20 protein-coding genes are annotated in these 25992 nt (G+C 65.1%); 7 read left to right on the top strand and 13 right to left on the bottom strand.

The window, feature by feature from the left end; all coding sequences use genetic code 11:
• Positions 1-489: 489 nt before the first annotated feature.
• The 3 genes from CK489_RS20475 (at position 490) to CK489_RS41420 (ending at position 3090) form a co-directional block, all read left to right on the top strand.
• Positions 490-885 carry a helix-turn-helix domain-containing protein gene (locus CK489_RS20475; protein WP_094194089.1) on the top strand — a complete coding sequence of 132 codons (396 nt, stop codon included), beginning with the start codon at positions 490-492 and terminating at the stop codon, positions 883-885.
• 351 nt (positions 886-1236) lie between these two features.
• A complete protein-coding gene (locus CK489_RS20470; RefSeq protein ID WP_095733738.1) occupies positions 1237-2556 on the top strand; it encodes a L,D-transpeptidase family protein in 1320 nt (439 codons plus the stop codon).
• A 207-nt stretch (positions 2557-2763) separates the two neighbouring features.
• On the top strand, positions 2764-3090 hold the full coding sequence (locus CK489_RS41420; RefSeq protein WP_158226479.1) for a hypothetical protein: 327 nt from the start codon (positions 2764-2766) through the stop codon (positions 3088-3090).
• A gap of 135 nt (positions 3091-3225) precedes the next feature.
• Here CK489_RS41420 and CK489_RS20460 read toward each other — a convergent pair whose 3' ends face one another.
• The 8 genes from CK489_RS20460 to CK489_RS20425 form a co-directional block, all read right to left on the bottom strand.
• A complete protein-coding gene (locus CK489_RS20460; protein ID WP_095733467.1) occupies positions 3226-4308 on the bottom strand; it encodes an isocitrate/isopropylmalate dehydrogenase family protein in 1083 nt (360 codons plus the stop codon).
• Between the two features lie 106 nt (positions 4309-4414).
• Positions 4415-5485 (bottom strand): alcohol dehydrogenase, encoded by a 1071-nt coding sequence (locus tag CK489_RS20455; protein ID WP_050629650.1) that lies wholly within the window; start codon positions 5483-5485, stop codon positions 4415-4417.
• 125 nt (positions 5486-5610) lie between these two features.
• Positions 5611-6579 carry an ABC transporter ATP-binding protein gene (locus tag CK489_RS20450; protein ID WP_095733466.1) on the bottom strand — a complete coding sequence of 323 codons (969 nt, stop codon included), beginning with the start codon at positions 6577-6579 and terminating at the stop codon, positions 5611-5613.
• Entirely contained in the window at positions 6576-7562 is a 987-nt protein-coding gene (locus tag CK489_RS20445; protein ID WP_095733465.1) for an ABC transporter ATP-binding protein, read from the bottom strand. Before CK489_RS20445 ends, CK489_RS20450 begins: the two co-directional genes overlap by 4 nt.
• Positions 7559-8428 (bottom strand): ABC transporter permease, encoded by an 870-nt coding sequence (locus CK489_RS20440; RefSeq protein ID WP_050629653.1) that lies wholly within the window; start codon positions 8426-8428, stop codon positions 7559-7561. Before CK489_RS20440 ends, CK489_RS20445 begins: the two co-directional genes overlap by 4 nt.
• Positions 8415-9365: an ABC transporter permease gene (locus CK489_RS20435; protein ID WP_050629654.1), complete on the bottom strand. Its 951-nt coding sequence runs from the start codon at positions 9363-9365 to the stop codon at positions 8415-8417. The genes CK489_RS20440 and CK489_RS20435 overlap by 14 nt, the downstream gene beginning before the upstream one ends.
• Positions 9366-9371: 6 nt before the next feature.
• A complete protein-coding gene (locus CK489_RS20430; RefSeq protein ID WP_050629655.1) occupies positions 9372-10913 on the bottom strand; it encodes an ABC transporter substrate-binding protein in 1542 nt (513 codons plus the stop codon).
• 235 nt (positions 10914-11148) lie between these two features.
• On the bottom strand, positions 11149-12381 hold the full coding sequence (locus CK489_RS20425) for a CaiB/BaiF CoA transferase family protein (RefSeq protein WP_050629656.1): 1233 nt from the start codon (positions 12379-12381) through the stop codon (positions 11149-11151).
• Positions 12382-12530: 149 nt separating this feature from the next.
• On the opposite strand from CK489_RS20425, the gene glgA reads away from it, so the two are divergent.
• Positions 12531-13958 (top strand): glycogen synthase GlgA, encoded by a 1428-nt coding sequence (gene glgA, locus CK489_RS20420; RefSeq protein ID WP_095733737.1) that lies wholly within the window; start codon positions 12531-12533, stop codon positions 13956-13958.
• Positions 13959-14139: 181 nt separating this feature from the next.
• Positions 14140-15198, top strand: coding sequence for a class I SAM-dependent methyltransferase (locus CK489_RS20415; RefSeq protein WP_050629657.1), 1059 nt, complete (start codon positions 14140-14142; stop codon positions 15196-15198).
• An 88-nt stretch (positions 15199-15286) separates the two neighbouring features.
• Here the strand turns inward: CK489_RS20415 and CK489_RS20410 are convergent, their stop codons facing one another.
• The 5 genes from CK489_RS20410 to CK489_RS20390 all read right to left on the bottom strand — a co-directional run bounded on the left by CK489_RS20410 (position 15287) and on the right by CK489_RS20390 (position 23046).
• On the bottom strand, positions 15287-16909 hold the full coding sequence (locus CK489_RS20410; protein WP_095733464.1) for a L,D-transpeptidase: 1623 nt from the start codon (positions 16907-16909) through the stop codon (positions 15287-15289).
• 163 nt (positions 16910-17072) lie between these two features.
• Positions 17073-18305, bottom strand: a complete 1233-nt coding sequence (locus tag CK489_RS20405) for an MFS transporter (protein ID WP_050629659.1) — start codon at positions 18303-18305, stop codon at positions 17073-17075.
• A 94-nt stretch (positions 18306-18399) separates the two neighbouring features.
• Positions 18400-18945, bottom strand: a complete 546-nt coding sequence (locus tag CK489_RS20400; RefSeq protein WP_095733463.1) for a PRC-barrel domain-containing protein — start codon at positions 18943-18945, stop codon at positions 18400-18402.
• A 51-nt stretch (positions 18946-18996) separates the two neighbouring features.
• Complete coding sequence (locus CK489_RS20395) at positions 18997-21198, bottom strand: amylo-alpha-1,6-glucosidase (protein WP_095733462.1); 2202 nt, start codon at positions 21196-21198, stop codon at positions 18997-18999.
• Between the two features lie 84 nt (positions 21199-21282).
• The gene (locus tag CK489_RS20390) at positions 21283-23046 is read right to left on the bottom strand and encodes an ABC transporter ATP-binding protein (RefSeq protein WP_095733461.1); all 1764 of its coding nucleotides are present in this window, start codon (positions 23044-23046) and stop codon (positions 21283-21285) included.
• Between the two features lie 313 nt (positions 23047-23359).
• Between CK489_RS20390 and CK489_RS20385 the strand changes: the two genes are divergently transcribed.
• On the top strand, positions 23360-24427 hold the full coding sequence (locus CK489_RS20385) for a glycosyltransferase family 4 protein (RefSeq protein WP_050423402.1): 1068 nt from the start codon (positions 23360-23362) through the stop codon (positions 24425-24427).
• 301 nt (positions 24428-24728) lie between these two features.
• Entirely contained in the window at positions 24729-25982 is a 1254-nt protein-coding gene (locus CK489_RS20380; RefSeq protein WP_095733460.1) for an ABC transporter substrate-binding protein, read from the top strand.
• The last annotated feature ends 10 nt before the right edge of the window (positions 25983-25992 follow it).

Raw genomic sequence — 25992 nt, 5'->3', positions numbered from 1 at the left:
CAGCAACATTCCGAAAGCCCGACTTGGACTTACGTCAAAGTTTTCGCATTGGCGGCAATTCAGTCAAGCAACCTCAGCCCGTCACCCGCGACCTCTGGATGCACTAGCTGGGGTTGCATCCATGCAAAGACGCCCGTACAATATTGGTTGCCCGTAGAACTACGGGCGCAGTGCATTGCCGCCCAGTAAGCATGCGCGCAAAATCTGTGTCGATCAAACTCGCGCTAGTTGTGGTTTGGTCAATATTTTGCCAAATGTATAGGGCGGGGTGTCGATAGACACCTTGGCGCGGTCGACTTCAGGTAGTCGACCGAGTCGGTACTAGGGTGCTTCCAATGCGCATTTGCGTCTGGATACCATCCCGCGATCTTCTTGGATTTCGTCGTTCGGACGAACTGACGATCCACTCGAACTTAACGCGGTACATCATGAACGTGTCCCTGACCCGACCGGGCCAGGGATTCTCGATTTGAAGGACGGGTCACAAGAATGAACAGATCAGCAGCAAAGAAGATGAAGCAGCGCAGTGCCGGCAAGCCGGACATTGAGTTGGGCAAGCGGATTCGCCTGCGCCGTGTCGAGCAGAAGATCTCGCAGGCAGAGCTCGGCGACAAGCTGGGCGTCAGCTTCCAGCAGGTTCAGAAGTACGAGAAGGGCGTGAACCGCGTCGGCGCCGCGCGCCTTCAGCAGATCGCTAGCGCGCTGGATGTGCCGGTCACCTTCTTCTACGACGGCGACAACAAGGCCCGCGAAGTCGAGAGCCTGCTGTTCCTCGACAGCGCGTTCAGCCTCCGGTTGCTGCGCGCCTACAGCAAGATCAAGGATCAGACCGTGCAGCGCCAGCTGGTGTCGCTGATGGAATCGATCGCCGCCAACGAAGACTGAGCGGCAGCACAGGTACGGTCGCGACACCGCGAACGCGACCGACCAGGGCGAGCGGATTGGCCGGCGGCCGGTCATCGGGACCAGCACGCGTCGAGCGGGCCAGGAAGATATCAAAGCGCTGCCATCGGCGATGGCAGCGCTTTTTCTTTGCTCGTTCGGCGCCGGTCGGTCGAGGCGTTCCGGCGCGCAGGTTGCGGTCATGGACCTGCCGCAAACCAAAATTTAATCAAGACGCAACGGTCTCGAGGTAGATCATCAGCTCCGCACCGACGCGCCGCCTCGTCGATTCGAGCGGCCGCGGCGATGCCTTCCGATTTCTCGCGCGAGCGGCGCAGTCCGGAGAAACGCGATATGCAGAGAGTGACACTCGCCGCCGTGGCCAGCGTGCTCGCGGCTCTGCCGGCATTCGCCCAAACCGCCGGCGCGCCCGGCCCGGCCGCGGCGGTGCCGCCCCATCATGCTGCGCCGGCGGTCCCCCAGCCAGGCCAGGTCAAGCCGGCTGCGCCTGCCTCGGTCGCGGAAGCCCGGTCCGTTGCCGCGCTCGCATTGTCGCACGAGCCGATCTACGATCAGGGCAGCGCGCAGCGCATTCGCGAGGTGCTGAAGAGCTATTCCGATCTCGCCGCCCGCGGCGGTTGGCCCACGATCCCTGCGGACGCGAAATTTGCCTTGGGCGTCCAGGGCAGCAGTGACGATCTGCTGCGCAAGCGCCTGATCATCACCGGCGACCTCTCTGCCGACAAGACCACCGGCGCCTATGATGAGGTTGTGGCCGAGGCGGTGAAGCACTTCCAGGCACGCCACGGCCTCGCGGCGACCGGCACCCTGACGCCGCGGACGCTGGCTGCGCTCAACGTCCCCGTCCAGAAGCGGATCAAGCAACTCGAGGCCTCGCTGGAACGGCTCGACCAGATGGATTTCCAGTTCGGGCAGCGCTACGTGGTCGTCAACATTCCCGCCACCTTCGCCGAGGCCGTCGAGGACGACAAGGTCGTGCGGCGCTACCGCGTGATCGTCGGCAAGACCGAGAAGCCTTCACCGACGCTGACGTCCGAGATCACCGACGTCATTCTCAATCCGACCTGGACAGTGCCGTCGTCGATCACGAAGACGGAGATCGCGGCGCATATGCGCAAGGATTCGACCTATCTGGCGCGCATGCACATGGACGTGCTCGACGCCCACGACAACCCGATCGATCCGCATGCGGTCGACTGGTCGGGCGACCATGCGCCGAACGTCACAGTGCGTCAGCAGAGCGGCGCGTGGAATGCGCTCGGCGCGGTCAAGATCGACATGCCGAACGCCTATTCGGTCTATATGCACGACACCAATCAGCGCAGCCTGTTCAGCGACGACTATCGCTTCGATTCGCACGGCTGCTCGCGCGTCGACAATGTCCGCGACCTCGCGGCATGGCTGCTGAAGGACCAGCCGCAGTGGACCCGCGCCGCCATCGATGCCGCGATCGCCACCGGACAGCGTCAGGATATCCGCATGCTGAAGAAGGTGCCGGTGGCCTGGGTCTACCTCACGGCGTGGATGACGAAGGACCGGACCATCCAGTTCCGCAACGACGTCTACGACCAGGACCAGCAGCTCCTCGAAGCCACTGCCGAGGAAGCCGCCTTCTTCAACAAGGCCGCCGAACATCCGCTGACCACGCAGTAACGCGCTTCCGTACGAAGCGCGACATCGCGAGTCGGCCCGCCGTTCTGTCGCGCGGCCAATTGTCGCCCGCGCATCAGGCGACCTCACAACTCCCGCATTTCCTGCGTTGAACCGATATCGCCAGAACCAAGTGCACGTGCCTGTCTTTTTGTCGCAGCAACCAAGCGGCCGCATGAACGTTTTCAGGCTTCAACCAAGGAGATTTCGATGAATATCAAGCTTGCCGTTATTGGACTGGCCGCGCTCGGGAGCGCGGCGTTGATGTCCGGTGCGGCGTCGGCGCTGCCGAACGGGCTTCCGCAGGCCAGCCAGATCGCAGGCGAGACGTCCCATGTCGACAAGGTGCGCCAGGTCTGCGATCGCTGGGGCCGTTGCTACTGGCAACCGGGCTACGGCTACGGACCGCGCCATCACGGATGGCATCATCGTCCGCACTTCTATCCGCGTCATCATCATCACGGGCACCGCCATCACGGCGGACACCATGGTGGCGGCCATCACGGCGGCGGACATCACGGTGGCCACCGGCGCTGATGATCCGCGAGGGGGCTTCGGCCCCCTCACCTTTTCGCGCCGGAACATGCCGGCACACAACCGAGGATTTCTCGGGCAAGTCAGCCGGCCCGAGCTGCTGCTGACTTCGAACGCCTGGCAGTGCCCCTCTTCGCGCTAAAGCGCCGCCAGCACGGCCTTGGCAACATCGGCGGTGCCATTGCTGCCGCCGAACTCGAACGGCTTGATGCCGCCGGCATAGACCTTGTCGACCGCGCGCTCGATCCGCTCTCCGGCTTCGGCCGCACCTTCGAGGCCGTGCTTGTCGGCGAGCCAGTCCAGCATCATCGCCGCTGACAGGATCATCGCGGTCGGATTGGCCTTGCCCTGCCCCATGATGTCGGGCGCGGTGCCGTGGCAGGGCTGAAACACCGCGTAGCGATCGCCGATGTCGGCCGATGGCGCCATGCCCATGCCGCCGATCAGGCCGGCGGTGAGATCCGACAGGATGTCGCCGAACATGTTCTCGGTGACCATGACGTCGAAGTCCCAGGGCCGCTTCACTAGCGCCGCCGCGGTCGCGTCGATGTAGAGGTGATCGGCCCTGACGTCGGGATGACGCTTCGCGGTCTCGTCGAAGATGCTGCGGAAGAACGCGAACGCCTTGAACACATTCGCCTTGTCGACGCAGGTCAGCCCGCCACCAGTCATGCCGCGCGCCTTGCGGCGTTCGGCAAGCCGGAACGAGAACTCGAACAACCGTTCCGAGGTTCGGCGTGTGATCACCATCGTCTCGCGCGCCTCATCGTCGGTGACGACGCCCTTGCCCATCGAGGCGAACAGGCCCTCGGTCGATTCCCTGATCACGACGAGGTCGATGCCCTTCTGATCGGCGCCGACGATCGTGCTCTTTACGCCCGGAATCAATCGCGCGGGCCGCACGCCGGCATAGAGATCGAAGATCACGCGCAATTCGATCTGCGGCGCGATCTCGGTATTGTCGGGATAGCGCACCGACGGCAGTCCGCAGGCGCCGAGCAGGATCGCGTCGGCCTCCTCGCACAGCCGGATCGTGCTCTCCGGCATCGACTTGCCGGTCTCCTTGTAATGGCCGGCGCCCGCAGGCGCCTCGGTGAAGCGGAATTTGAGGCCGGCCGACGCCTCGATCTTGCGCAGCACCTCGAGCGCCGGTGCCATCACCTCGGGGCCGATGCCATCGCCCCCGAGGACTGCGATGTGAAGTGCGTCGTTGGCGGACATGGGGGATCTCCGGAAGACAACAGTCATTCTGGGGCGATGCGAAGCATCGAACCCGGAATCTCGAGATTCCGGGTTCGCTTCGCGCCCCGGAATGACAACAGCTCGGTTACGGCGTCAACACCGCGCGTCCGACGAGCTGGCCCTTCTGCAGATTGGTCAGCGCCTCGTTCGCCTTCGCCAGCGGCATCGGTGTCACCGGGATCGCCGGGATCTTCTTCTCGCGCACCAGGTCGAGCAGCTCCTGCGTCTCGCGCAGATTGCCGACATAGCTGCCCTGAATGGTGACCGCCTTGATCGGGATCAGCGGCAGCGCCCAGGTCGCACCGCCGCCGAACAGGCCGACGATCACGAGCTTGCCGCCCTTGGTCAGGCAGTCGAAGCCGAGCTGCGAGGTCTGGGCATTGCCGACCAGGTCGATCGCGGCGCGGATCGGCTGGCCGGCCTTCTTGATGAGCTGCTCCAGCGCATCGGGCGCCTTGCCGTCGACGGTTGCGAGCGCACCCGCGGCCTCGGCCGCCTCGCGCTTCCTGGCGTCGATATCGACCACGATCGCGCCCTTGCCGCCCATCGCCTTCAGCAGCGACAGCGCCATCAGGCCGAGACCGCCGGCGCCGAAGATCACGATCGGCGTGTCGAGATCCTTCTCGACCTTCTTCAACGCGCTATAGGTGGTGACGCCCGAGCAGGCGTAGGGCGCGGCGGTGACCGGATCGAGCCCCTTGAGGTTGAGCAGATATTTCGGATGCGGCACCGTCATGTGATCGGCGTAGCCGCCGTCGCAATAGACGCCGAGCGCATTCGGCTTGATCGCGCACATGTTCTCGTCGCCGCCGAGGCAGGTCGGGCATTTGCCGCAGCCGAGCCAGGGATAGGCCAGCGCGACATCGCCGACCTTGAGGCCGCCCTTGTCGGCGTCCTTGACGTCGGGACCGAAGGCCACGATCTCACCGACCGTCTCATGGCCCATCGTGCGCGGCAGCGAGACGCCGCGATCCTTGAGCGACAGCGGCTTGCGGCCATGGCCGAGATCGTAGCCGCCCTCCCAGATGTGCAGGTCGCTGTGGCAGACGCCCGCCGCCTTGACCTTGATCAGCACCTGCGTGCCCGACGGCTGCGGCGTCGGCTGATCGACCTCTTTCAAGGGGGCGTTGAAATCGACGACCTGGAAACTCTTCATCGCTGTTCTCCCGAAGCTCGTTGTTGCGGCGGACCTTGCCACGCCTGCCCGCCCGGGACAAACGCTCATGACCCCATTTTCGAGCGAGCCGCCATGCAGCCGCTCGACGGTCGAGGCGTCACTATTCAGATCAGTGGATGATGGCAGGCCGCGAACTGGCCGGTCGCGACCAGACGCAGCTCCGGCACCTCGCTGGCACAGCGTGCATCGGCCCGCGGGCAGCGGGTGCGGAAACGGCAGCCGGAGGGCGGCGCGATCGGCGACGGCGGCTCGCCGACCGGAACGCTCTGGGTCGGGCGGACATCCGGATCGGGCACCGGGATCGCCTCGATCAGCAGCGCGGTATAAGGATGCGCCGGCCGTGCGAACAGCTGCTCGGACGGGCCAACCTCGCAGAGCCGGCCGAGATACATCACGGCGACACGATCCGAGACCGCCTTCACCACCGCGAGGTCGTGGGCGATGAACAGCAGGGTCAGGCCATAGCGCGCCTTCATCTCCTCCAGCAGATTGAGGATCTGGGCACGAATTGAGACGTCGAGCGCGGAGACCGGCTCGTCGCAGATCACGAATTCCGGATTGAGCACCAGCGAGCGGGCGATGCAGATGCGCTGGCACTGTCCGCCGGAGAATTCATGCGGCAGCCGTCCGCTCACCAACGCGGGATCGAGACCGACCGCCGCGAGCACCTCAGCTACGCGCCGCTTGCGCTCCTCGGGATCCTTGACGCCCGCGATCACCAGCGGCTCGGCGACGATGTCGCCGATCCGCCGCCGCGGATTGAGCGAGGCGATCGGGTCCTGGAAGATCAGCTGCACGCGCCGCCGCATCTGGCGCAGCGCCTCGCCCTTCAGGGTGGTGAGATCGTGCCCGTCGAACAGCACCTTGCCGGAGACGGCCTGGCGCAATTGCAGCACGGCGCGGCCGAGCGTGGACTTGCCGCAGCCGGATTCGCCAACCAGCCCCAGCGTCTCGCCACGTGCGATTTCGAGGCTGACGTCGGAGACGGCATGGATGGTCTTGCCCCCCACCGAATATTCAACGACGAGGTTTTCCACCTTCATCAGCGGGTTGGGTGCAGCCTGCAGCATCATGCGCTGACCTTCGCGGCAATCGGATGGAAGCAGGCGTAGAGATGTTCAGGCGTCTCCGCCGGGCTGAGCTGCGGCTTCTCCGCACCGCAGCGCTCGCCGGAATAACGGCAGCGCGGCGAGAACGAGCAGCCCTTGAGCGGCCGGGTCGGATCGGGCGGCCGCCCCGAGATCGCCGGCAGTGGCGTATGCGGGGCGACATCGAGCTTCGGCAGCGCGGCGAGCAGCGCCTCGGTGTAGGGCATCCGCATCTGCTTGAACAAGGCGGGCGTCGGTGCGCGCTCGACGACACGGCCGGCATACATCACCGCGACCTCGTCGGTGCGGCCGGCGACCACGCCGAGGTCATGGGTGATGATGATCATCGCCATGTGGCGGCGCTGCTGCTCGCGCGCCAGCAGATCGAGGATCTGCGCCTGGATCGTGACGTCGAGCGCGGTGGTCGGCTCGTCCGCGATCAGCAGCTGCGGCTCGCAGGACAGCGCCACCGCGATCGCGACGCGCTGGCGCATGCCGCCGGAAAGCTGGTGCGGATATTGCGCCAGCCGCTGCTCCGGCGCGGGAATGCCGACCGCTGCCAGCAGTTCGATGCTGCGCTGCCTGGCCTCGGCAAGATCGAGCTCGAGGTGCTCCTGGATGGTCTCTATCAACTGGGTGCCGATGGTCAGCACCGGATTGAGGGAGGTCATGGGGTCCTGGAACACGACCGCCAGCGAGCGGCCGCGCAGCTTGCGCAATTTCTCCGCCGACAGCTTGGTCAGATCCTGCCCGTCGAACATCACGCGGCCGGATAGCTTGGCCTTCTTGGGCAGCAGTTGCAGGATCGCGCGCGACAGCATGGTCTTGCCGCAGCCGGATTCGCCGACAATGCCGAGTGTCCTGCCGGCGCCGACGGCAAGATCGACATGATCCACCGCACGCAGGTTGCCGCGCGGCGTCGGCAGGTCGACCACCGCATTCTCGACCGACAGCAACGCACTGGTCATAGCGCACCCTGCCTGGGATCGGTTAGCGCGCGCATCGTGTCGCCGATCAGGTTGAACGCGAGCACGGTGAGGAACATCGCGGCCGCCGGAATGAAGGCGAGGCGCGGCGCTACGTCGAGGCTCTCCCGCCCCTCCCCGATCATGCTGCCCCAGCTCGAGATCGGCGGCGGCACGCCGAGGCCGAGGAAGGACAGCGATCCTTCGACCACGATCGTGACGGCGACGCCGAGCAAGAAGAAGGCAAGCAGCGGCAGCAGCACATTCGGCAGCAGCTCACGCAGCAGGATGCGGGTATGTGTTGCGCCGAGCGCCTGTGCCGCGATCACGAATTCGCGCCGCGCCAACGTCAGAGTCGCCGCCCGCGCCACCCGCATGAAGGCGGGAATGCCGAGCACGCCGAGAATGCAGGTCAAATTGAAGATCGACTGCCCGAGATAGGCGGTTACCGCCAGCGCCAGGATCAGCGGCGGGAATGCCAGCAGCACGTCCATGCTGCCGACCACGATGGATTCGAAGCGGCCGCGGAAATAGCCGGCGAGCATGCCGAGCGCGCCGCCGATCGTGACCCCGATCATCGGCGCGCAGAGGCCGACGATCAGCGAGATTCGCGCGCCATAGATCAGCCGCGACAGCTCGTCACGGCCGAGACCGTCGGTGCCGAGCCAATGCTCGGCGGAGAACGGCCCGCGCCGCTCCAGCATGTCCATGTCGGTCGGGCTCGGCAGCGGCAACAGGTCGGCGAGGATCGCGACCGCAAATACTGCGACTGTCCATCCGACGGCGAACCAGAACAGCGTGCCAACCCGGCGCTTGCGCCGCGCCGGTGCGGCACTGCTCTCGTCGAGGCCGAGCTCAAGCGTGGCCATGGCGGATCCTCGGATCGAGTAAGGCGTAGAGCAGATCGACGATGAAGTTCATGATGACGAAGCCCGCGCCGACCAGCAGCACCACGCCCTGCAGGATGATGAGGTCGCGGGTCAGGATCGCGCCGACCAGGAGACGGCCGATGCCGGGTAACGCGAAGATCGTCTCGACGATCACGGCGCCGCCGATCAGGCGGCCGATATTGATGCCGGTGATGGTGACGAGCGTCAGCGACGACGGCTTGAGCGCATGCACGAACAGGATGCGCGACGGCTTCAGGCCCTTTGCCTTGGCGAGGGCGATATAATCCTCCTGAAGGGCCGCGATCATGTCGGAGCGCAGCACGCGCATGATGCCCGGCCATTCCGCAAGCCCGAGCGTCAACGCCGGCAGTACCATGAAGCGCAGATTGGCAACCGGATCCTCGGTGAACGGCACATAGCCGGTCGCCGGCAGCCAGCGCAGCTCGACCGCGAACAGATAGATCAAGAGGATCGCTGACAGAAAGGTCGGCACCGAGAGCATGCCGAAGGCCGATCCCGTCATGAGGCGGTCGAATGCACTGCCGGCCTTGGCCGCGCAGGCGATCGCGAGCGGCACGCCGATCGCAAGCCCGATCAACTCGGCCAGGATCATCAGCTCGAACGAGATCGGGACGCGTTCACTGACAGCCTGCAGCACGGTCTGCCCGGTGCGGAAGGATCGTCCGAAGTCGCCCTGCAGGATGTGCCAGAGCCAGCCGAGATAGCGCAGCCAGATCGGCTGATCGAGCCCCAGGTCATGACGCAGCGCCGCGACATTCTCCGGCGTCGCCTGGTCGCCGAGGATCACGTAAGCGAGATCGCCGGGCAACAGCGACGCGATCACGAAAGTCAGGACCGAAACCGCGATCAGCACCGGTACCAGGTACAGGAGCCGGCGCGCGACGAAGAACAGCATGAAAGGCTATTCCTTCCAGGCGTAGGAGACGTCGAGCACCCCGTTGAACATCTTTGGCACGCCCTTCACCTTCACGCTCGACATTGCGTAGTAAGTGTTCTGGAAGGTCCAGAACCAGATCGCCTCCTTGTTGATCAGGCGGCTGATCGCGCAATAATCGTCGGTACGCTGGGCGACGTCGGCGGTCGTCCGTGCATGCTCCAGCAGCCGGTCGAGCTCCGGATTGGAATAGTTCGCCAACGCCACCGGACTTCCGGTGTGGAAATTGGCGTACATCTGCGGATCGGGATCGGCGAGATCGACGATGCGCCACGGCGTCAGCTGAAACTGGCGCATGAAGGCGCGCGGCGGAATGGTCGCCTGATCAACCTGCTCGATCTCCATATTAGCGCCGATGCGCTTCCAGAACTGTTGCAACACCTGACCGCCGGTGCGACCGCGGGGTGTCGCCGTGACCAGCATCTTGAACTCGACCGGCTTGCCGTAGTCCTTGATCAACGCCTTGGCCTTCTCGACATCGTAAGGCAACGCGCCGTCATCCTTGCACTTCACCCAGGAACCGTCGCCATAGGGATTGCTGGCCGGCCGCGCCAGACCATTGGTGATCGCTTGCGACATCTTCTGGCGGTCGAGCGCCATCACCAGCGCTTGGCGCACGCGCACGTCGTCGAAAGGCGGGACCTTGGTGTTGAAGGCGGCGACTGAGGCCCCCGAGCCTTGATAGGTATGCACGGTCAGGCTTGGGTCCTTGCGCGCCTTGATAATGTTGTCGGCGTCGGCCTCGTCGTCCCAGATGACGTCGGCCTCGCCGGATTGCAGCGAGGCGAAGCGCGACTGCGCATCCGGCAGCGGCTTCAGGATGATGCGATCGAGATAGGGCTTGCCCTTGTCCCAGTAATCCGGGTTCTTCTCCAGCACCATGCGGTCCCCGGCTGTCCAGGATTTCAGGATATAGGGACCGGTGCCGACCGGGTTGCGATTGTAATCGTCCCCCTTCGTCTTCCACGCCGTCGGCGACTGCATCACGTTGTTGGAGCTCTGGATCGACTGGGTCGCCGGAAAGTTCACCGACGGGTCGCTGAAATTGTAGCGCACCGTGAGATCATCGATGACGTCCACGCTCTTGATGCTGGTAATGTAGAACGCGCAGCGGCACTTGTTGGCCGGGTCCTTCTGGCGGTCGAAGTTCTCCTTCACCGCCTGCGCATTGAACGGCGTGCCGTCGTGGAATTTGACGCCGGGCCGCAGCTTGATGGTCCAGGTCTTGAAGTCTTCGGAATGCTCCCACGACAGCGCGAGCTTCGGCTTCGGCTCGCCCTTGTCGTCGAGCGTCATGAGTGTGTCGAAGATCGCGGCCGCCGCAGTGTTGGCCGATGTGTCGTAGACGCCGACCTTGAGCGGGTCGAAGCCCGGAATGTCCAGTTCCTGGCCGACGGTGAGCGTACCGCCCTGCTTCTGCGCATTGGCCGGTGCAGTGAACGCCGCCGCACCTAATCCCGCCACAAGAAATATGCGCGCAACTGCGTGCGCGCGCCCGACCAGCTTCATCCGTGCTCCCTCCCAGGTGGGCGACGTCCGGTGTTCCGGATCGTCGTATGTCGGGCGGCAGCTTGTCCGGAATCGCCGCGCGCGACAAGACCGTAAAACGGATGAAAAGCCGCAGGGGGGATCACAATGCGATCCTCTCGGATCGCATTGTGTTGTCACCTGCTCGCTTGAGCGTGATGTTTCGGAAGACCGGTCCCACTTTGCGCTAACGCGGCCGTCCGGTCCGGATCATGCTCTAGCTACGCGCCGTCTTCGCCGGTTGCGCTGCGAAGCCTGCGATCTGATCGTCGGAGAGCCCGATCTCCTTTAGGTACGACAGTGTGTGCTCTCCGAGCGTCGACATCCGCTTCCGTGCACCGACCGTTGCACCGGACATGCGGAACGGAAGATTGAGCACCCTGAAGCTGCCGCCGCCATCCTCGACTTCGGCGAGTGCACCGCGGTGGGCGATCTGCGGATCGGCGAGCGCCTCGCGCACGGTGCGATAGGCCGACGACGGCACGCCATATTCATTGAGCGCGGCAAGACAGGCCTGCGTGCTGACTGCGCGCGACCACGCCTCGACGCCCTCCATCAGATCCGCCCAATTGTCTCGCCGATCGGAATATTTGGCGAAGCGCGGATCGGACACCCATTCGGGATGGCCGATCACCTGCATCAGGTTCTGGAACGTCTTCTCGCTGGCGATCGCCACCATCACGTAGCCGTCGGTGGTTTCGATCGGGCCGAACATCGGACGCTGGGTCTGCTTCACCTCGAATTGCGACCACTGCAACTCGTTCAGGGTCAGGCTCAGCATCGATTCCAGCATCGAGACGTCGATATGCTGGCCCTTGCCGCTGGCGGCGCGCTGATAGAGAGCAGCCGAGATCGCGCCGAAGGCGTAGACGCCGGTCAGCACATCGGCGTGGTAGATACCGCAATAGTCCGGCCGGCTGCGGCCCGGCTGGTAGGCGAGATGCGCCATCTCGTAGCCCGAGGCGGCGTGGATCACCGGCGCATAGGCCGGCAATTCCGCCGACGGCCCGGTCTGGCCGTAGCCTGAGATCGAGCAGAAGATCAGCTTCGGATTGATGTCGCGGACCGAGGCATAATCAAGCTTCAGCCGCCGCATCACGCCGGGGCGGAAGTTCTCCACCAGCACGTCGGCGGTCGCGATCAGGCGGCGCACGGCCTCGACGCCGGCCGGCGACTTCAGGTCGAGCACGAGGCTGCGCTTGCCGATATTGAGCTGGCCGAACGCCGTCGAGCAATTGTTGCGCAGCGGCGGCCGTGTCCGCATCGTCTCGCCCTCACCGGGCTCGATCTTGATCACCTCCGCGCCCATATCGGCGAGCATCCGCGTGCAATGAGGTCCGGCGATCGTGGTCGAAAAGTCGAGCACGCGAAGGCCGTCAAAGCTCCGTGTCAAATTCCCCTCATCGTCAGCGGCTATTGTCGTTGCCAAGGCTTCCTCCAGCTTCGTCATTGTTTGGCGTCGCGTGACCCTAAAGTGAGCCGCCCTGACAGGAAAGCGTCTCGTCCAGACCGGGACCGCGGGCCGTCGTGCATTTTATTCAAAGGCAGATTGGACCCGATCTTGCATGGCCCTGTCACGGGCTGGAACGAGGGCGCTTGTTGAAGGTCTTATTCGTCACGACGGAGATGGACGATTTCGTCCGCGTGGGCGGGCTCGGCGCCGTGTCCGCAGCACTGCCCCGGGCGCTCCGCCCCTGGAGCGACGTCAGGATCATGCTTCCCGGTTACCGGGATGTGGTTGAGCAATTCACGCACATTGAAATCGTTGGACAATGCGCAAGCCTCGCGGAGATGCCGGCTTGCACGCTCGGGCGCGCATCGACCAAGGACGGGCTGCCGGTCTATGTGCTGCTGTGTCCAGAGCTCTACGACCGGCCGGGCAATCCCTATGGCGATGAGTCCGGCCGCGACTGGCCCGACAACGACATCCGTTTCGGCCGCTTTGCCTCCGCCGCTGCCGAACTTGCAGCCGGAACGCTGGACAAGAATTGGGCAGCCGACCTCGTTCACGCCAACGACTGGCAGGCCGCGCTCACACCGGCCTACCTCGCCTGGCGTCAGCTGCGGATTCCGTCGATCCTGACGATCCACAATCTCGCCTATCAGGGCCTGTTTCCGAAGGACTCGCTGCGGCGGATCGGCGCACCGGAAAGCTCGTTCCACATCGACGGGCTCGAGTTCTACGACAAGCTCTCCTTCCTCAAGGGCGGCCTCGTCTATGCCTCGCATCTGACCACGGTCAGCGCGACCTACGCGAAGGAGATCACGACCGCGGAGCTCGGCTGCGGGCTGGAGGGTCTGCTCCGCGTCCGCTCCGACGCCGACCAGCTGACCGGCATCCTGAACGGCATCGACGAGAGCTGGGACCCGCGCCACTGCGCGCAGCTTGCGCAGCCGTTCGGCACCGGCGACTGGAAGGGCAAGCAGGCCAACGCCGACTACGTCCGCCGGCAGTTCGGGCTTGCGGTCTCGCGCGGGCCGATCTTCGGCCTGGTCGCGCGGCTCGTGCATCAGAAGGGCGTCGACCTCGTGCTGTCGGCCGCCGATGAAATCATCAAGGACGGCGGACAGATCGTCGTCACCGGCAGCGGCGAGCCCGCGATCGAGGACGCGCTGGTGGCCGCGCACCGGCGCCGGCCGGATGCGATCGGCGTCATCATCGGGTTCAACGATGGACAGGCCCGCCGGATCTTCGCCGGCAGCGATTTCACCCTGATGCCGTCGCGTTTCGAGCCCTGCGGCCTCAGCCAGATGTACGCGCAGCGCTTCGGCTCGCTGCCGATCGGCCACCAGACAGGCGGTCTTGCCGAAACCATCGCCGACGGCGAGACCGGCTTCCTGTTCCCGCAGCCGTCGGCGGAATCCTTCCTCGGCGGCGTCAGGCGCGCATTTGACGCCTACCGCGCCAAGGATCGCCTCAATGCCATGCGCGCCAGCGCGATGGCCAAGTCCTACAGCTGGGACCTGTCGGCCGCTTGTTACAGCGCACTCTACAAGCGGCTCGTGATGCCGCGGGCAGCCGCGTAGGCGGCCCGCCTCGCAGGCTTGTGAAGCCTGGTTGCTCTGGGATCCCAGCGCAGCAGTAACAATCGGGTCATTGCACCGAACCTTTCAAGCGGTCACGTCGCCCTACCACCGGACGACGACGCATGCGTGAAATTGCGAACGATGGACTTTTGGCCAAACGCGATTGCGATGGAGGAACATCATGGACGTCAACGAGGAGCGTCTCAATTCATTCATGGGAAAGATGATCGGCGATGTCGGCGCGGCGATGAACACCTCGCTGATGCTGTTGGGAGACAAGCTCGGGCTCTACAAGACTCTCGCGAAACACGGACCGATGGACGCCGCGGCGCTCGCCAAGGCGACAGGAACAGCCGGACGTTACATCCAAGAATGGCTCTCGGCACAGGCTGCGTCCGGCTACGTCGAGTATGACAGCGCCACCGGAAAATTCTCGATGCTGCCCGAGCAGGCACTGGCGCTTGCCGACGAGGACAGCCCGGTCTTCCTTGCCGCTGTGGGAAATGTTGTCGGCGCGACATTCCTCGACGAGCCACAAATCACCGACGCGTTCAAGACCGGCAAGGGCGTCGGCTGGAACAAGCGCAGCGAGTGCCTGTTCTGCGGCACCGCCCGCTTCTTCCGTACCAGCTACAAGCACTATCTGGTGCAGGAATGGCTACCGGCACTGGAGGGCGTTGTCGACAAACTGAAGAAGGGCGCCGTCGTCGCCGACGTCGGCTGCGGGCACGGCGTCTCGACGCGGTTGATGGCGGAAGCATTCCCGAAGTCGACCTTCTACGGCTTCGACTATCACGATGGCTCGATCCAGACGGCGCGGATCGGCGCAAGGGAGGCCGGATTGTCGGACCGCGTCCATTTCCAGGCGCACTCGGCCAAGACATTCCCCGGCAACAAATATGACCTGGTGTGCTTTTTCGATTGCCTGCACGACATGGGCGATCCGGTCGGCGCCCTCAAGCACACCCGCTCCACCCTCGCCGACGATGGCACCTGCCTGCTGATCGAGCCGTTCGCCAACGACCGGCTGGAGGACAACCTCAATCCGGTCGGGCGCATCTACTACGCCGCTTCGACCATGATCTGCACGCCGGCCTCGCTGGATCAGGAAGTCGGGCTTGCGCTCGGCGCGCAGGCCGGAGAGACGCGACTGCGCGAAGTTGCGCGTCAGGCTGGTTTCTCGCGCTTCCGCCGCGCGGCGGAAACGCCGTTCAACCTGATCCTGGAAGCTCGACCGTAACTGCACAACGCAATTGGACGGCGGCATCGCGCCGCCGTCCAATGCTGTCAGTGCCGGCCTGATCGGCGGCTACGCCGTCAGCGCCCTGCTACCAGTCCTGCGATTGCCAGTAGTACTGGCCGCCGCGCCGGCGCGGATTGGCGGCTTGCGGATTGCCATACGGCGTGCCGTACTGGGTCGGCGCCTGGGGATTGCCGTATTGGGGATAGCCGTACTGGGTACCAGATTGGGGATTCCAGCTGCGCTGGGAGAAGAAGCCGAAACCATCCTCGTCCCTGCTCGCAACCGGGTAATCCTCATCCATCGGCCGCGGTGTCGGCTTGCGCGTGATGAACCCGCCCTGGGGCTGGTTGCTCAGCACGGCGACGAACTCGGTGCGATAGTTGGTCTCGGCGCTCAACGGCTCATCCGAGATGATGATCGAGGAGCGCGGGACGGCGGTCGGCGCGATCCGGTCCAGCACATCCTGCGGGATGGTGACGCGGTCGAGCGCGTCCTTGGCGTTGTCGCCGTCGTCGATCGTCACCTCGGTCCAGCGCAGGCCGGAATCGTTGCGCGCCACCGCGGTGTAAATATGCGTGCCGATCGGCTTGTCCGGATCGCGGATGGTGACGGGAACCTCGATGCTTGAATCGAACACCTCGCCGCCGTCAGCCCATGGCTTGTGGGTGTTGCGCCGGACGTAGAGCTTCTGCGTCGCGCGGCTGATGTAGACCGAGACCGGCTCGAGCGCGAGCTTCGCCTCAGTCGCCGCCTTCTGGGCATCGGTCTTCTTGGTCTCGGCCGCCTTGGCGGCGTCCTTTGCCGCTGCCGCGACATCGAGCTTCGGCTTGGCGTCGCCCTGGGCGGCCTCGAATTGCGTGGTCGCTTCGGCGGCCTTGGCGACGGCCTTCTGCTTCAGATCCTCGGCGCGCGCCTTGGCCTGATCGGTCTTGGCATTGGCCAGCGTCTTGTCGGCGAACGCAACGGCAGCGTCGGCACGGGCCTTGCTCTGTTGCAGTTTGCGCAGCGAGGCCGGCGTGAACAGTGCGGCTTCCTTCGTCGCGGCGACCGAAGCCTTCTTGGCCTCGTCGGCAGCCTTGGCGGCATCCGCGGCCTCCCGCGCCAGCGTCTCGGCACGCGCCGGAGCCGCCGCGATCGCCTGTGCGTTCGGCACGAACAGCGCCGGGTGGGTGAAATCGACCGGGGCCGCGTCGTTCGGCGCGATGATCACCCGCATCCCGATCCGCGTCCTGTCGAACAGCTTCTCGGCAAAGTCGTAGGGCATCCGAACGCAGCCATGGGAGGCCGCGTAGCCCGGCAGCGGCCCGCCATGCAGTGCAATGCCGTTCCAGGTGATGCGCTGCATGTTCGGCATCCAGGCATCGTCGTACATGGTCGAGTGATGGTCCTTGTCCTTCTCGACCAGCGCGAACACGCCGGCCGGCGTTTCGCGTCCCTTGACGCCGCTCGATACCGGCGCGCGGTAAATCCAGCCGTCGGCGTCGTAGAAGGTCACCTTCTGGGCGCTGATCGACACGATCGCCATGATCGGCTCGCCCGCGGCGCGGGGCGCGGTCGCCTCGACCGTTGCCGCAGGGCGCTGCTGCTTTGCAGCGACGCCGCCGGTCAGTGACGCAAGTGTGACCATGGCCGCGAAAGTCACAAAGGCGGGAGGCCCCCAACGCCGCATCGCTCCGGTGATTTGCGCCGTCGTCGTACGATTTTCCATGCCATTCCTCGGTCGAAATGCCTGCCCGCGCTGCGCCGATCCGTACCAGATCACGATTTTGGATTGATTAATCCAGGGAACTATCAGCTCGTTCCAGCAGCAAATCACTCATATATGACGGCGCATGCATGAGGAAGGGTGCCGGGAGCCAAACCTGCCTCCGTCATGCCGTCCGCCGTGTCTCCGGCATCACCAGCCAGATCATGAACAGCCCGAGCGCGGCGACGCTGGCGAGGCCCATGAAGGCCGTGCTGCTGCCGAGCTTGTCGCTGACATAGCCGGCCAGCACGGTGCTGAGCGACGCGCCGATGCCGACGGCGGTTCCGACGATGCCCTGCGCCAGGTTGAAATGGCCGCTGCCGAACGCGACGTCGGCCACGATCAGCGGCACCATGACACTGAAGATCGCCGCCGTGATGCCGTCGAAGATCTGCACCACGACCAGCAGATAGGGATCGCGCACCGTTGCGAACAACAGGCCGCGGATCACCAGCGAAGCGAACGCGATCAGCAGCAGTGGCCGGCGACCCCAGGCCTGGGCCTTGCGGCCGACCGACGGCGAGCACAGCGCAACGATCGCCTGCGGCACGATGATACAGGCAGCGATCAGGACCGGCGCCCATTGGCTCGACCGCGTCGTCACCACGCCCGCCATCAGCGGCAGCATCGCGGCATTGGCGAGTTGGAACAGCATCATCGCGCCGGCGAAGATCAACAGCGGCCGCTGCCGCACCAGACTGAACACGCTGGTGGCGCGCTTGTCGGGAACCTCGCGCTTCACTTCGCCATGGGCCTGCGCGATGTCGATCTCGCGCTCGCGGATACGCGCCAGCGACAGCAGCGTCGGGATCGCCAGGATGAAGGTGACGAGGAACACCGAGCGGCTCGACAACAGATAGCCGCAGGCGCCCATCAGCGCCGCGGCCGAGCCGCTGCCGAGCGAGGCAAACCGCGCATTGCGGCCGAGCCGCTCGCCGATCGCCCGCGGCCCGACCAGGCCCAGGCTGATCGCGGCGATCGCAGGCCCAAGCACGCAGCTTGCAAGCGCGTGCAGCGTCGCGGCGAGCGTCACCACGGGAAAGATCGGCCACAGCGCATAGGCCAGCGCGGCTGATCCGATCGCGGCCACCGCGCAGCCCGCGACAATGCGCTCCGAGCGCGCCGCATCGACGATCGCCCCGCCGGGCATCTGGCCCAGCAGGCCGATGATGCCGCCGATCGAGAGCACGAAGCCGATCTCGACCTGGGTCCATTTCTGGGTCGTCAGATAGACCGCGATGAACGGACCGAACCCGGTCTGCACGTCGGCCAGGAAGAAGATGAACCAGTCGAGCCCGCGCTGGCTTTCGCGCGACGGCCCGCTCGGCGGTTCCGGACTGGGCCGATCAGGCACCATCGACACAATATTGGTGCTGCCGGCTGATCGCTCGTCACGATCGTCGCCAACCGTCTCGAAGGAAGAGTTCGGACGCGCGACCAGCTTTTGCCCCCTAATGCTCGTAGTCCCATGGATGGAGATTGCCGGCCGCGCCCAGCACGATCAGCGGCGTATCTTCCTTGTATTCAGGCGCAGCGCTCACCTGCTGCTTGTTGAGGTCCAGCGTGATGCTGTCGCTCTTGCTGGAAACGCCGGCGAACCGCAGCGCGTTCCAGTCGACCACGATCTTGCGGCTGCCGACGCCGAGGAAGCCGCCGAAATCGATCACCGCGGCGCGCACCTTGCCGTCGCGGTCGACGATGACGTCGACGATGCGGCCCATGTCCTCATTGGCGGAGCTGCGAACGTCACGCCCGAGAATGCCGTGCGCATCGCGCGCCCCGATCACGGTCACCGAGGGTGGCGGCGACTCCTTGGCCTGCTCCTTTGCCGCAGCGGCTGCCGGCGGTGCGGGCGTTGCTGGCGGCGCTTGAGCAGCAGGCGGCGCCTGAGCAGCCGGCGGCGCTGATGGCGACGGCGATGCATCATCGGCGGCGCGGACACCAGCGCATGTCAGCAGCGCCGCTGCGACCAGTATGACCATGACCCTCGGACGCATGTTACTCTCTCCCCACGATTTCCCTGGCGGGCGCGCGCCGCGCGACGACACTCAATGCGTCAGCACGATCGACACCTGGATCTGGCCGCGCGTATGCAACACTTCGAGTGAAACCTCATCGCCGTGGCGGCGCAGCCGGAGATCGACGCTGGATGCACCGAGCCTGAGGTCGCGCAGCACCACGTCGTTGAGGAATTCCGGCAGGCACGGATCACGCAAGCGGATCTCGCCGCGCGCGGTGTCAAACTCCAGCCCGAGCGCGGCCTCCAGCAGCGTGAACGGCGTCGCGCTCGCCCAGGCCTGCGGCGCGCAGGCCACGGGATAGAGCACCGGGCCGCGCCGGCGCTCGCGGCGGAAGCCGCAGAACAGCTCCGGCAGCCGCCGCAGCTCCATATAGCTTGCGGCGTCGAAAAGCCCCTTGAACAGATGTGCGACCGAGTGCTTGAGGCCGTAGCGGGCCAATCCGAGCGCAATCAGCGCATTGTCGTGCGGCCAGATCGAGCCGTCGTGATAGGACATCGGGTTGTACCGCGCTTCGCCGACGGCGACAGTGCGGATCCCCCAGCCCGAGAAGAATCTCTGGCTCATCAGATCCGCGGCGACCCGTCGCGCGCGATCTTGGCGCACCATGCCGGAAAACAAGGTCTGTCCGGCATTCGAGGTGCGCACCCTGCACGGCTGCTTGGCGCCGTCGAGCGCGACCGCATAGGTGCCGAGTTCCTCGCACCAGAAAGCCTCCTCGAACCGCGCGCGCAACCGCTCCGCCTCGGCTTCGAGCTTCAAAGCCTTGTCCGCAAGGCCGAGCGTGCGCGCCGCGCGCGCGGCAAGCTGCTTGCCGGCGAACACATAGCCCTGCACTTCCGCCAGTGCGATATTGCCCTCGGCAAGCGTTCCATCGGCATGGAAGATGGCGTCGAAGGAATCCTTCCAACCCTGGTTCCGCAGTCCCTTTTCGGTCGCGCGCTGATACTCGACGAAGCCATCGCGATCGGGATCGCCCGGACCGTCGATCCACTGCAATCCGGCCTCGACCGCCGGCCACAGCTCGCGCAACGTCTCGACGTCGCCGGTGCGCTCCAGATAGAGCCCGGCAAGCAGCACGAACAGCGGTGTCGAATCGACGCTGCCGTAATAATGCGCGAACGGCACCTCGCGAAGCGCGGCCATCTCGCCGCCGCGCATCTCATGCAGGATCTTGCCCGGCGCGGCGTCGGCCAGCGGATCGACCTCCTTGGCCTGGAACAGCGCGAGCCGCTTCAGCACGCCCTTGGCGATCCGCGGATCGACCCACAGCATTTGCAACGCGGTGATCAGCCCGTCGCGACCGAATGTCGTCGAATACCAGGGAATGCCGGCATAGGGGTAACGGCCTTGCGGCGTTTCCGTCATCAGCATGTTGAGGTCGGCCATCGCCTGGCACAGCACCTCGTTGAAAATATTGTTCGAGGTCTCGATCGAGGCCGCACCAGCCGAGGAATTGCGCATCTCGCGGCGATGCGCCAGGAGGCCGCGGAAGAACGGCACCGGCTTCTGCATGATCGGCTTGTTGCAGGACACCGCGACGAACAGCGAGGTGACCTGCGCGGGCTCGAGCTCGAAATGATAGGTCGCGGCGTTGACCGACAGCCGGGTCGGCCGCGGATCGAAATGCAGCGCGGTGATCCGCGTCTGCTCGTCGAGGCCGCAATATTCCAGCACCACGTCGGTTGGCCCGAGCAACTTGCTCGAACCGATGCCGCGCCGCGGCCGCCGCTCGCCGCGCACCTCGAACAGGTCGGCGAAATCATTGTCGAACAGCAGCGTGAGATCGAAGCTCGCGGCATGCTCGCCGTGGTTCTGCAGGCCGATGCGCTGGTAGGCGGTGCCGCGCCACAGGAAGATCGAGCGCACGATGTGCAGCGTGTCCTTTTGCAAGGTCAGGCGGCCGTCGCGATAGACGTCGGAATTGGTGAGATCGACCGTCAGCGCCGAATTGTCGTCGCGCATGTTGGAGCCGAGCAGCAAGGGCTGCACGTCCTCCAGCACCATTTCCAGCCGCGCGAGGTAGCGCGTGTCGGCGTTGAACAGGCCGTCAGGCCCGCCGGCCGAGGCGCCGATATCGCCATGGCTGTCGAGCACGATGAAGGTGTCGTCATGCTTGAGCGAGCGCCGCGGCCGCGCCGCAGGCCCGGTCATCGGAATGTAGAACGGCGATTCGGCGACGTGCTCAGTGATACGAGCGGTGATGATCTGCGTAACGACGTCAGCTGCCATCTGAACCTCTGGCGACTTTTCTCAGCTCGATTCCGGGCTCAACGCACGCACGGGAACGCAAGCACAGGCTTGATGACGCGGGGATCAGGCCGCGCTGGTGGAGAGGCGGCCCATTTCGCGCGCCACGAGGTCGCGGTAGGGACCCCTTCCCTTCACCAGCATATCGGGCGGACCGTCCTCGACGATCCGGCCGCCTTGCAGCACGACCACGCGGTCGAAGCTGCGCAGCGTCGCGAGACGGTGCGCGATGGCCACCACCGTACGCCCGCGCATCAGGCGCGACAACGCCTCGCGGATCGCCTCCTCGGATTCGGCATCGAGCGCCGCGGTGGCCTCGTCGAGCAGCAGGATCGGTGCGTCCTTCAGGAACGCGCGCGCGATCGCGATGCGCTGGCGCTGGCCGCCCGAGACCTTGACGCCGCGATCGCCGACGATGGTGTTCATGCCCTCGGGCAGGCTTTCGATAAAGTCGCAGCGCGCGGCGATCGCCGCCCGCAGCACCTCGTCGTCGGTGGCGTCCGGCCGGCCGTAGCGGATGTTCTCCAAGATCGAGCGATGGAACAGCGAGATGTCCTGCGGCACCACCGAGATCGCCGCGCGCAGGCTCTGCTGGGTGACGCGCGAGATGTCCTGGCCATCGACCGTGATGTGGCCCTGCTCGACATCGTAGAAGCGCTGCAGAAGGGTAAACAGTGTTGACTTGCCGCCGCCGGACTGGCCGACCAGGCCGACCCGTTGGCCGGGCTGGATGCGCAGGCTGAAGCGCTCGAACACCTGCAAGCCGCCGGGGTAGCGGAACGAGACGTTGTTGAAGGCGATCGCCGCGCCGCTCTTTACCAGCGCCTCGGCCTCCGGATGGTCCTTGAGCTCGTGCGGTTGCAACAGGGTCGCCAGCGCCTCGGTGAGGCGCGCGACATGCTGGGTGACGTCGACCAGCGCGACGGCGAGATCGCGGGTGGCGGACAGGATCGAGATGCCGAGCGTACACACCAGCACGACGTCGCCCGTGGTGGCCTGACCCTGCTGCCAGAGCGAGAGCGCCCAGGCCAGCATTGCGATCGTCAGGACCACGGTCACAGCAGCGTGAACGAGGCGGAGCTTTTCGAGATAGCGCAGGGAACGGCCGCGCGCGACGAGTTCCCGATTGACGGTCGCGTCGAAGCGGTCGTGCTCATAGCCGAGACCGCAGAACGCACGCACCAGCGGCAAATTGTTGATGACGTCGACCATCTCGCCGTCGACCGCGGCCGCCCGGTTGGCGAAATCGTCATGCAGCGGCCTGCCGGCGGCGGCCATGCGGAACATCGCCACCACCATGGTTCCCGCGATCAGGATCAGCACTGCTGACATTGTCACGCTGACGGTTCCAACCAGGGTGATCGCGGCGAAGGTGGCGATGCAGGGCGGCAACACATTCCATACGAACATGTTCTCCACCGTGAACACCGCGTTCGACGTTGCGGTGATCCGGCTGGTCAGCATGCCCGGCAGCCGATCCGTGAAATAGCTCGGCGCGTGGCCGGTGAGATGGCGGAACATGTCACGGCGCAGGTCGCCGGTGACGCTGACGAAGGTGTAGCTCGCCGTCCAACTCGCGATCCGCCACAGGAAGTTGTCGGCTGCGATCAGCGACATGAGCAGAGCGAATGCCAGCCATACGCCATTCGCGGCCGACGGACCGGCCGACAACGCGTCGACCAGATTCTTCACGCCGTACTGCGTGCCCACCGAACAGGCAACCGCTGCGACGACAGCCGACAAGATTACAACATGCGACGGAAGCCGCCGGCGCAGATAGCGCAGCACAAAGGGGAACGGACGATGCGCGTATCCTGACAGATGGTCCATGACGTCCTGCAAAAGCTGTTGAAGGTGAACGAGAAAATTTTAGTCGAAGCTCTCGTGCACGATGACGTGAAGGGCGGCGGTTGGATTCCTTGATGCGGCCATCACTGCGCAACAATTTTGCAACGCTGGCGTCGGCAAAAACCTGTTGGAGCGTGATGGCATCAGCAAGACCACAGTGTGATGGAAGAAAGAAGCGGCAGATCTCCCACACCTAAGGAACCTCGCACGTGCGAGAACGTTCCCGTCTTTGGCATGTCGGTGCCACCAGAGGGCTGAGGGTACTTCATTCCACATTACAAACAGGAGACGGAGAATGCGCATCGCGCAGGTTGCCCCGCTGACGGAGGCTGTACCCCCCAAGCTCTACGGCGGCACCGAACGGGTCGTGCACTGGCTGACCGAAGAACTTGTAACACTTGGACATGACGTGACGTTATTCGCCAGTGGCGATTCACAGACCTCCGCGAAGCTCGATGCGACCTGGCCGAAGGCACTGCGCCTCGACGGCTCCGTCCGCGACCCCAACGCGCTGCACATGGTGATGCTGGAGCGCGTGCGGCAGAAAGCCGACGACGAGGAGTTCGACTTCCTGCACTGCCATCTCGACTATTACCCGTGGTCGCTGTTCGCACGGCAACCGACGCCGTTCGTGACCACGTTGCACGGGCGGCTCGACCTGCCGGAGCACCAGCCCGTCTTCAACACTTTCTCCAAGATCCCGGTGATTTCGATCTCCAACGCGCAGCGGCGGCCGGTTCCGCAAGCGCACTGGGTGCGCACCATCCATCACGGCCTGCCGGAAAATCTGCTGACGCCGCAACCGGCCAGACAATCCTATCTCGCCGTGCTCGGCCGCATCGCGCCGGAGAAAGGCGTCGATCGCGCGATCAAGATCGCGACACGCTGCGGCATTCCGCTGAAGATCGCGGCCAAGGTCGATCGCGCCGACCAAGAGTATTACGACGAGTTGATCAAGCCGTTGATCACGAACAATCCGCTGGTCGAATTCATCGGCGAGATCAGCGATCGCGAGAAGCCTGATTTTCTCAGCGGCGCGATCGGGCTGCTGGTTCCGATCGATTGGCCGGAGCCGTTTGGTCTCGTGATGATCGAAGCGATGGCATGCGGCACGCCTGTCATCGCCTATAACCGCGGTTCGGTGCCGGAGATCATCGAGGATGGCCTGACGGGCTTCATCGTCGAGGACGAGATCAGCGCGATCTCCTCGGTCGGCCGGCTTTCGACGCTCAATCGCGACGCGATCCGCAAGCAGTTCGAGACCCGCTTCACCGCGCGCCGCATGGCGCTCGACTATCTCGCCGCCTATCGCAGCCTGATGGAAGCCAAGCCGCGCTTCAAGCTGGTGGCGAGCGCGGAATAGCCGTTGCAGCGGCCGATCGAATGATCCGGCGGCCGGCCGGCAATGTCCGTGCCGGTCCGTTGGGTCATTCGATTGTCAATAATACCGTCATCCCCGGCGGCAACTCCCGCACAGTGAAGCGATCCGCATGCGCGCGCCGCGTGATTGCTGCGACGCACCCACCCTCGCCCGCCTCCGCGTGAACCCGACCGATATCGCCTTTGCGATTGGCGGATTACGTGCTCTTATGCGCCCCGCTTGAGCAAAAAATAATAAGCGAGCGGACGGAGCAACCGTGCCGTGGTCGCACAGGGGGAACGCCATGACAGGGGACCGCAAGCCGTCGGCCATTAATAATGCTGTGCCGACCAAGGCCTCACGAACAAAGCTGAACCGCCGCAAATTCCTGGCCAGGACCGGCGGCGCGCTCGCCGCCGGCGCATTCGGCGCCGTGCCGTTGCGCGGCTGGGCCGCCGATCCGATCAACATCGGCGCGCTCTATCCGAGCACGGGCAGCATGGCGCAGATCGGCACCGGCTGCGTTGCCGCCGCCAAGCTCGCCGTCGACATGGTCAACGAGGCCGGCGGCATCAAGTCGCTCGGCGGCGCCAAGCTCAACCTGATCGTGTCCGACGTGCAGAGCGACACCACGGTGACGCGGACCGAGACCGACCGCCTGATATCAGGCAACAAGCTGTCGGCGATCCACGGCTGCTACGCCAGCGCCCTGACCCTGATCGCGAGCGAGGTCTGCGAGCGCGCCCGGGTTCCGATCATCACCGGATCGAGCTCCGACCAGCTCAACAAGGGACGCACCTACACCTTCACGCCATTCGCGCGCGCCTCGCAATTTGCCAAGGCGCAGTTGCAGATGGCCAAGCTCGTCAGCCAGCAGGCCAAGGTCGCCGTCATCTTCGAGAACACCGCGTTCGGCACCTCGACCTCGAACGGGCTGAAGGAGTTGGCGCCGGGCGAAGGCGTCGAGATCGTGATGTTCGAGCCCTACTCGGCCGGCTTCACCGATGCCAGCCCGCTGATCAACAAGGTCAAGGCCTCCGGCGCCAATACCCTGTTCTCGCTGTCCTACCTCAACGATCTCATCCTGATCGTGCGCACCGTGAAGCAGGTCGGGCTCGACATCGCGATCAATGGCGGCTCGGGCGGCTTCGTGATGCCGGACTTCTACAAGAATGTCGGCAAGGCCGCCGAGGGGCTGCAGGGCGTCGCGCACTGGAACCACGACGTCAACGAGGATGCGCAGAAGGTCAACGCCGAGTTCAAGAAGCGCACCGGCGAGTTCGCCTTCGAATATGCCGGCGGCCTGGTCGCGCAGACCTTCATGCTGGCCGACGCGCTGGAGCGCGCCGCCTCCGCCGATCCGAAGAAGGTGCGCGAGGCGCTCTCGACGCTCGACGTCTCCTCCGGCTACGCGGCGATGGCGCCGGGCGGCAAGGTCAAGTTCGGCCCCGACGGCAAGAATGTCTATGGCCGCCCGGTCGGCGTGCAGTGGCAGAATGCCGATCTCGCCAGCATCTTCCCCAAGGAAGACGCCCGCGCCCCGCTGATGAAGACCTGAGCCGCGGTCG

This window comes from Bradyrhizobium sp. UFLA03-84 (genome assembly GCF_002289535.1).
Lineage (GTDB): Bacteria > Pseudomonadota > Alphaproteobacteria > Rhizobiales > Xanthobacteraceae > Bradyrhizobium > Bradyrhizobium viridifuturi.
Note: the sequence above shows the minus strand (reverse complement) of the source record. Positions and strands in the feature narration are given on the sequence as shown.

Excerpts from the sequence above, each read along its gene's own strand:
- CK489_RS20475 (WP_094194089.1), top strand. The coding sequence starts at position 490 with ATGAACAGATCAGCAGCAAAGAAGATGAAGCAGCGCAGTGCCGGCAAG.
- CK489_RS20470 (WP_095733738.1), top strand. The coding sequence starts at position 1,237 with ATGCAGAGAGTGACACTCGCCGCCGTGGCCAGCGTGCTCGCGGCTCTG.
- CK489_RS41420 (WP_158226479.1), top strand. The coding sequence starts at position 2,764 with ATGAATATCAAGCTTGCCGTTATTGGACTGGCCGCGCTCGGGAGCGCG.
- CK489_RS20460 (WP_095733467.1), bottom strand. The coding sequence starts at position 4,308 with ATGTCCGCCAACGACGCACTTCACATCGCAGTCCTCGGGGGCGATGGC.
- CK489_RS20455 (WP_050629650.1), bottom strand. The coding sequence starts at position 5,485 with ATGAAGAGTTTCCAGGTCGTCGATTTCAACGCCCCCTTGAAAGAGGTC.
- CK489_RS20450 (WP_095733466.1), bottom strand. The coding sequence starts at position 6,579 with ATGATGCTGCAGGCTGCACCCAACCCGCTGATGAAGGTGGAAAACCTC.
- CK489_RS20445 (WP_095733465.1), bottom strand. The coding sequence starts at position 7,562 with ATGACCAGTGCGTTGCTGTCGGTCGAGAATGCGGTGGTCGACCTGCCG.
- CK489_RS20440 (WP_050629653.1), bottom strand. The coding sequence starts at position 8,428 with ATGGCCACGCTTGAGCTCGGCCTCGACGAGAGCAGTGCCGCACCGGCG.
- CK489_RS20435 (WP_050629654.1), bottom strand. The coding sequence starts at position 9,365 with ATGCTGTTCTTCGTCGCGCGCCGGCTCCTGTACCTGGTACCGGTGCTG.
- CK489_RS20430 (WP_050629655.1), bottom strand. The coding sequence starts at position 10,913 with ATGAAGCTGGTCGGGCGCGCGCACGCAGTTGCGCGCATATTTCTTGTG.
- CK489_RS20425 (WP_050629656.1), bottom strand. The coding sequence starts at position 12,381 with ATGACGAAGCTGGAGGAAGCCTTGGCAACGACAATAGCCGCTGACGAT.
- CK489_RS20415 (WP_050629657.1), top strand. The coding sequence starts at position 14,140 with ATGGACGTCAACGAGGAGCGTCTCAATTCATTCATGGGAAAGATGATC.
- CK489_RS20410 (WP_095733464.1), bottom strand. The coding sequence starts at position 16,909 with ATGGAAAATCGTACGACGACGGCGCAAATCACCGGAGCGATGCGGCGT.
- CK489_RS20405 (WP_050629659.1), bottom strand. The coding sequence starts at position 18,305 with ATGGTGCCTGATCGGCCCAGTCCGGAACCGCCGAGCGGGCCGTCGCGC.
- CK489_RS20400 (WP_095733463.1), bottom strand. The coding sequence starts at position 18,945 with ATGCGTCCGAGGGTCATGGTCATACTGGTCGCAGCGGCGCTGCTGACA.
- CK489_RS20395 (WP_095733462.1), bottom strand. The coding sequence starts at position 21,198 with ATGGCAGCTGACGTCGTTACGCAGATCATCACCGCTCGTATCACTGAG.
- CK489_RS20390 (WP_095733461.1), bottom strand. The coding sequence starts at position 23,046 with ATGGACCATCTGTCAGGATACGCGCATCGTCCGTTCCCCTTTGTGCTG.
- CK489_RS20385 (WP_050423402.1), top strand. The coding sequence starts at position 23,360 with ATGCGCATCGCGCAGGTTGCCCCGCTGACGGAGGCTGTACCCCCCAAG.
- CK489_RS20380 (WP_095733460.1), top strand. The coding sequence starts at position 24,729 with ATGACAGGGGACCGCAAGCCGTCGGCCATTAATAATGCTGTGCCGACC.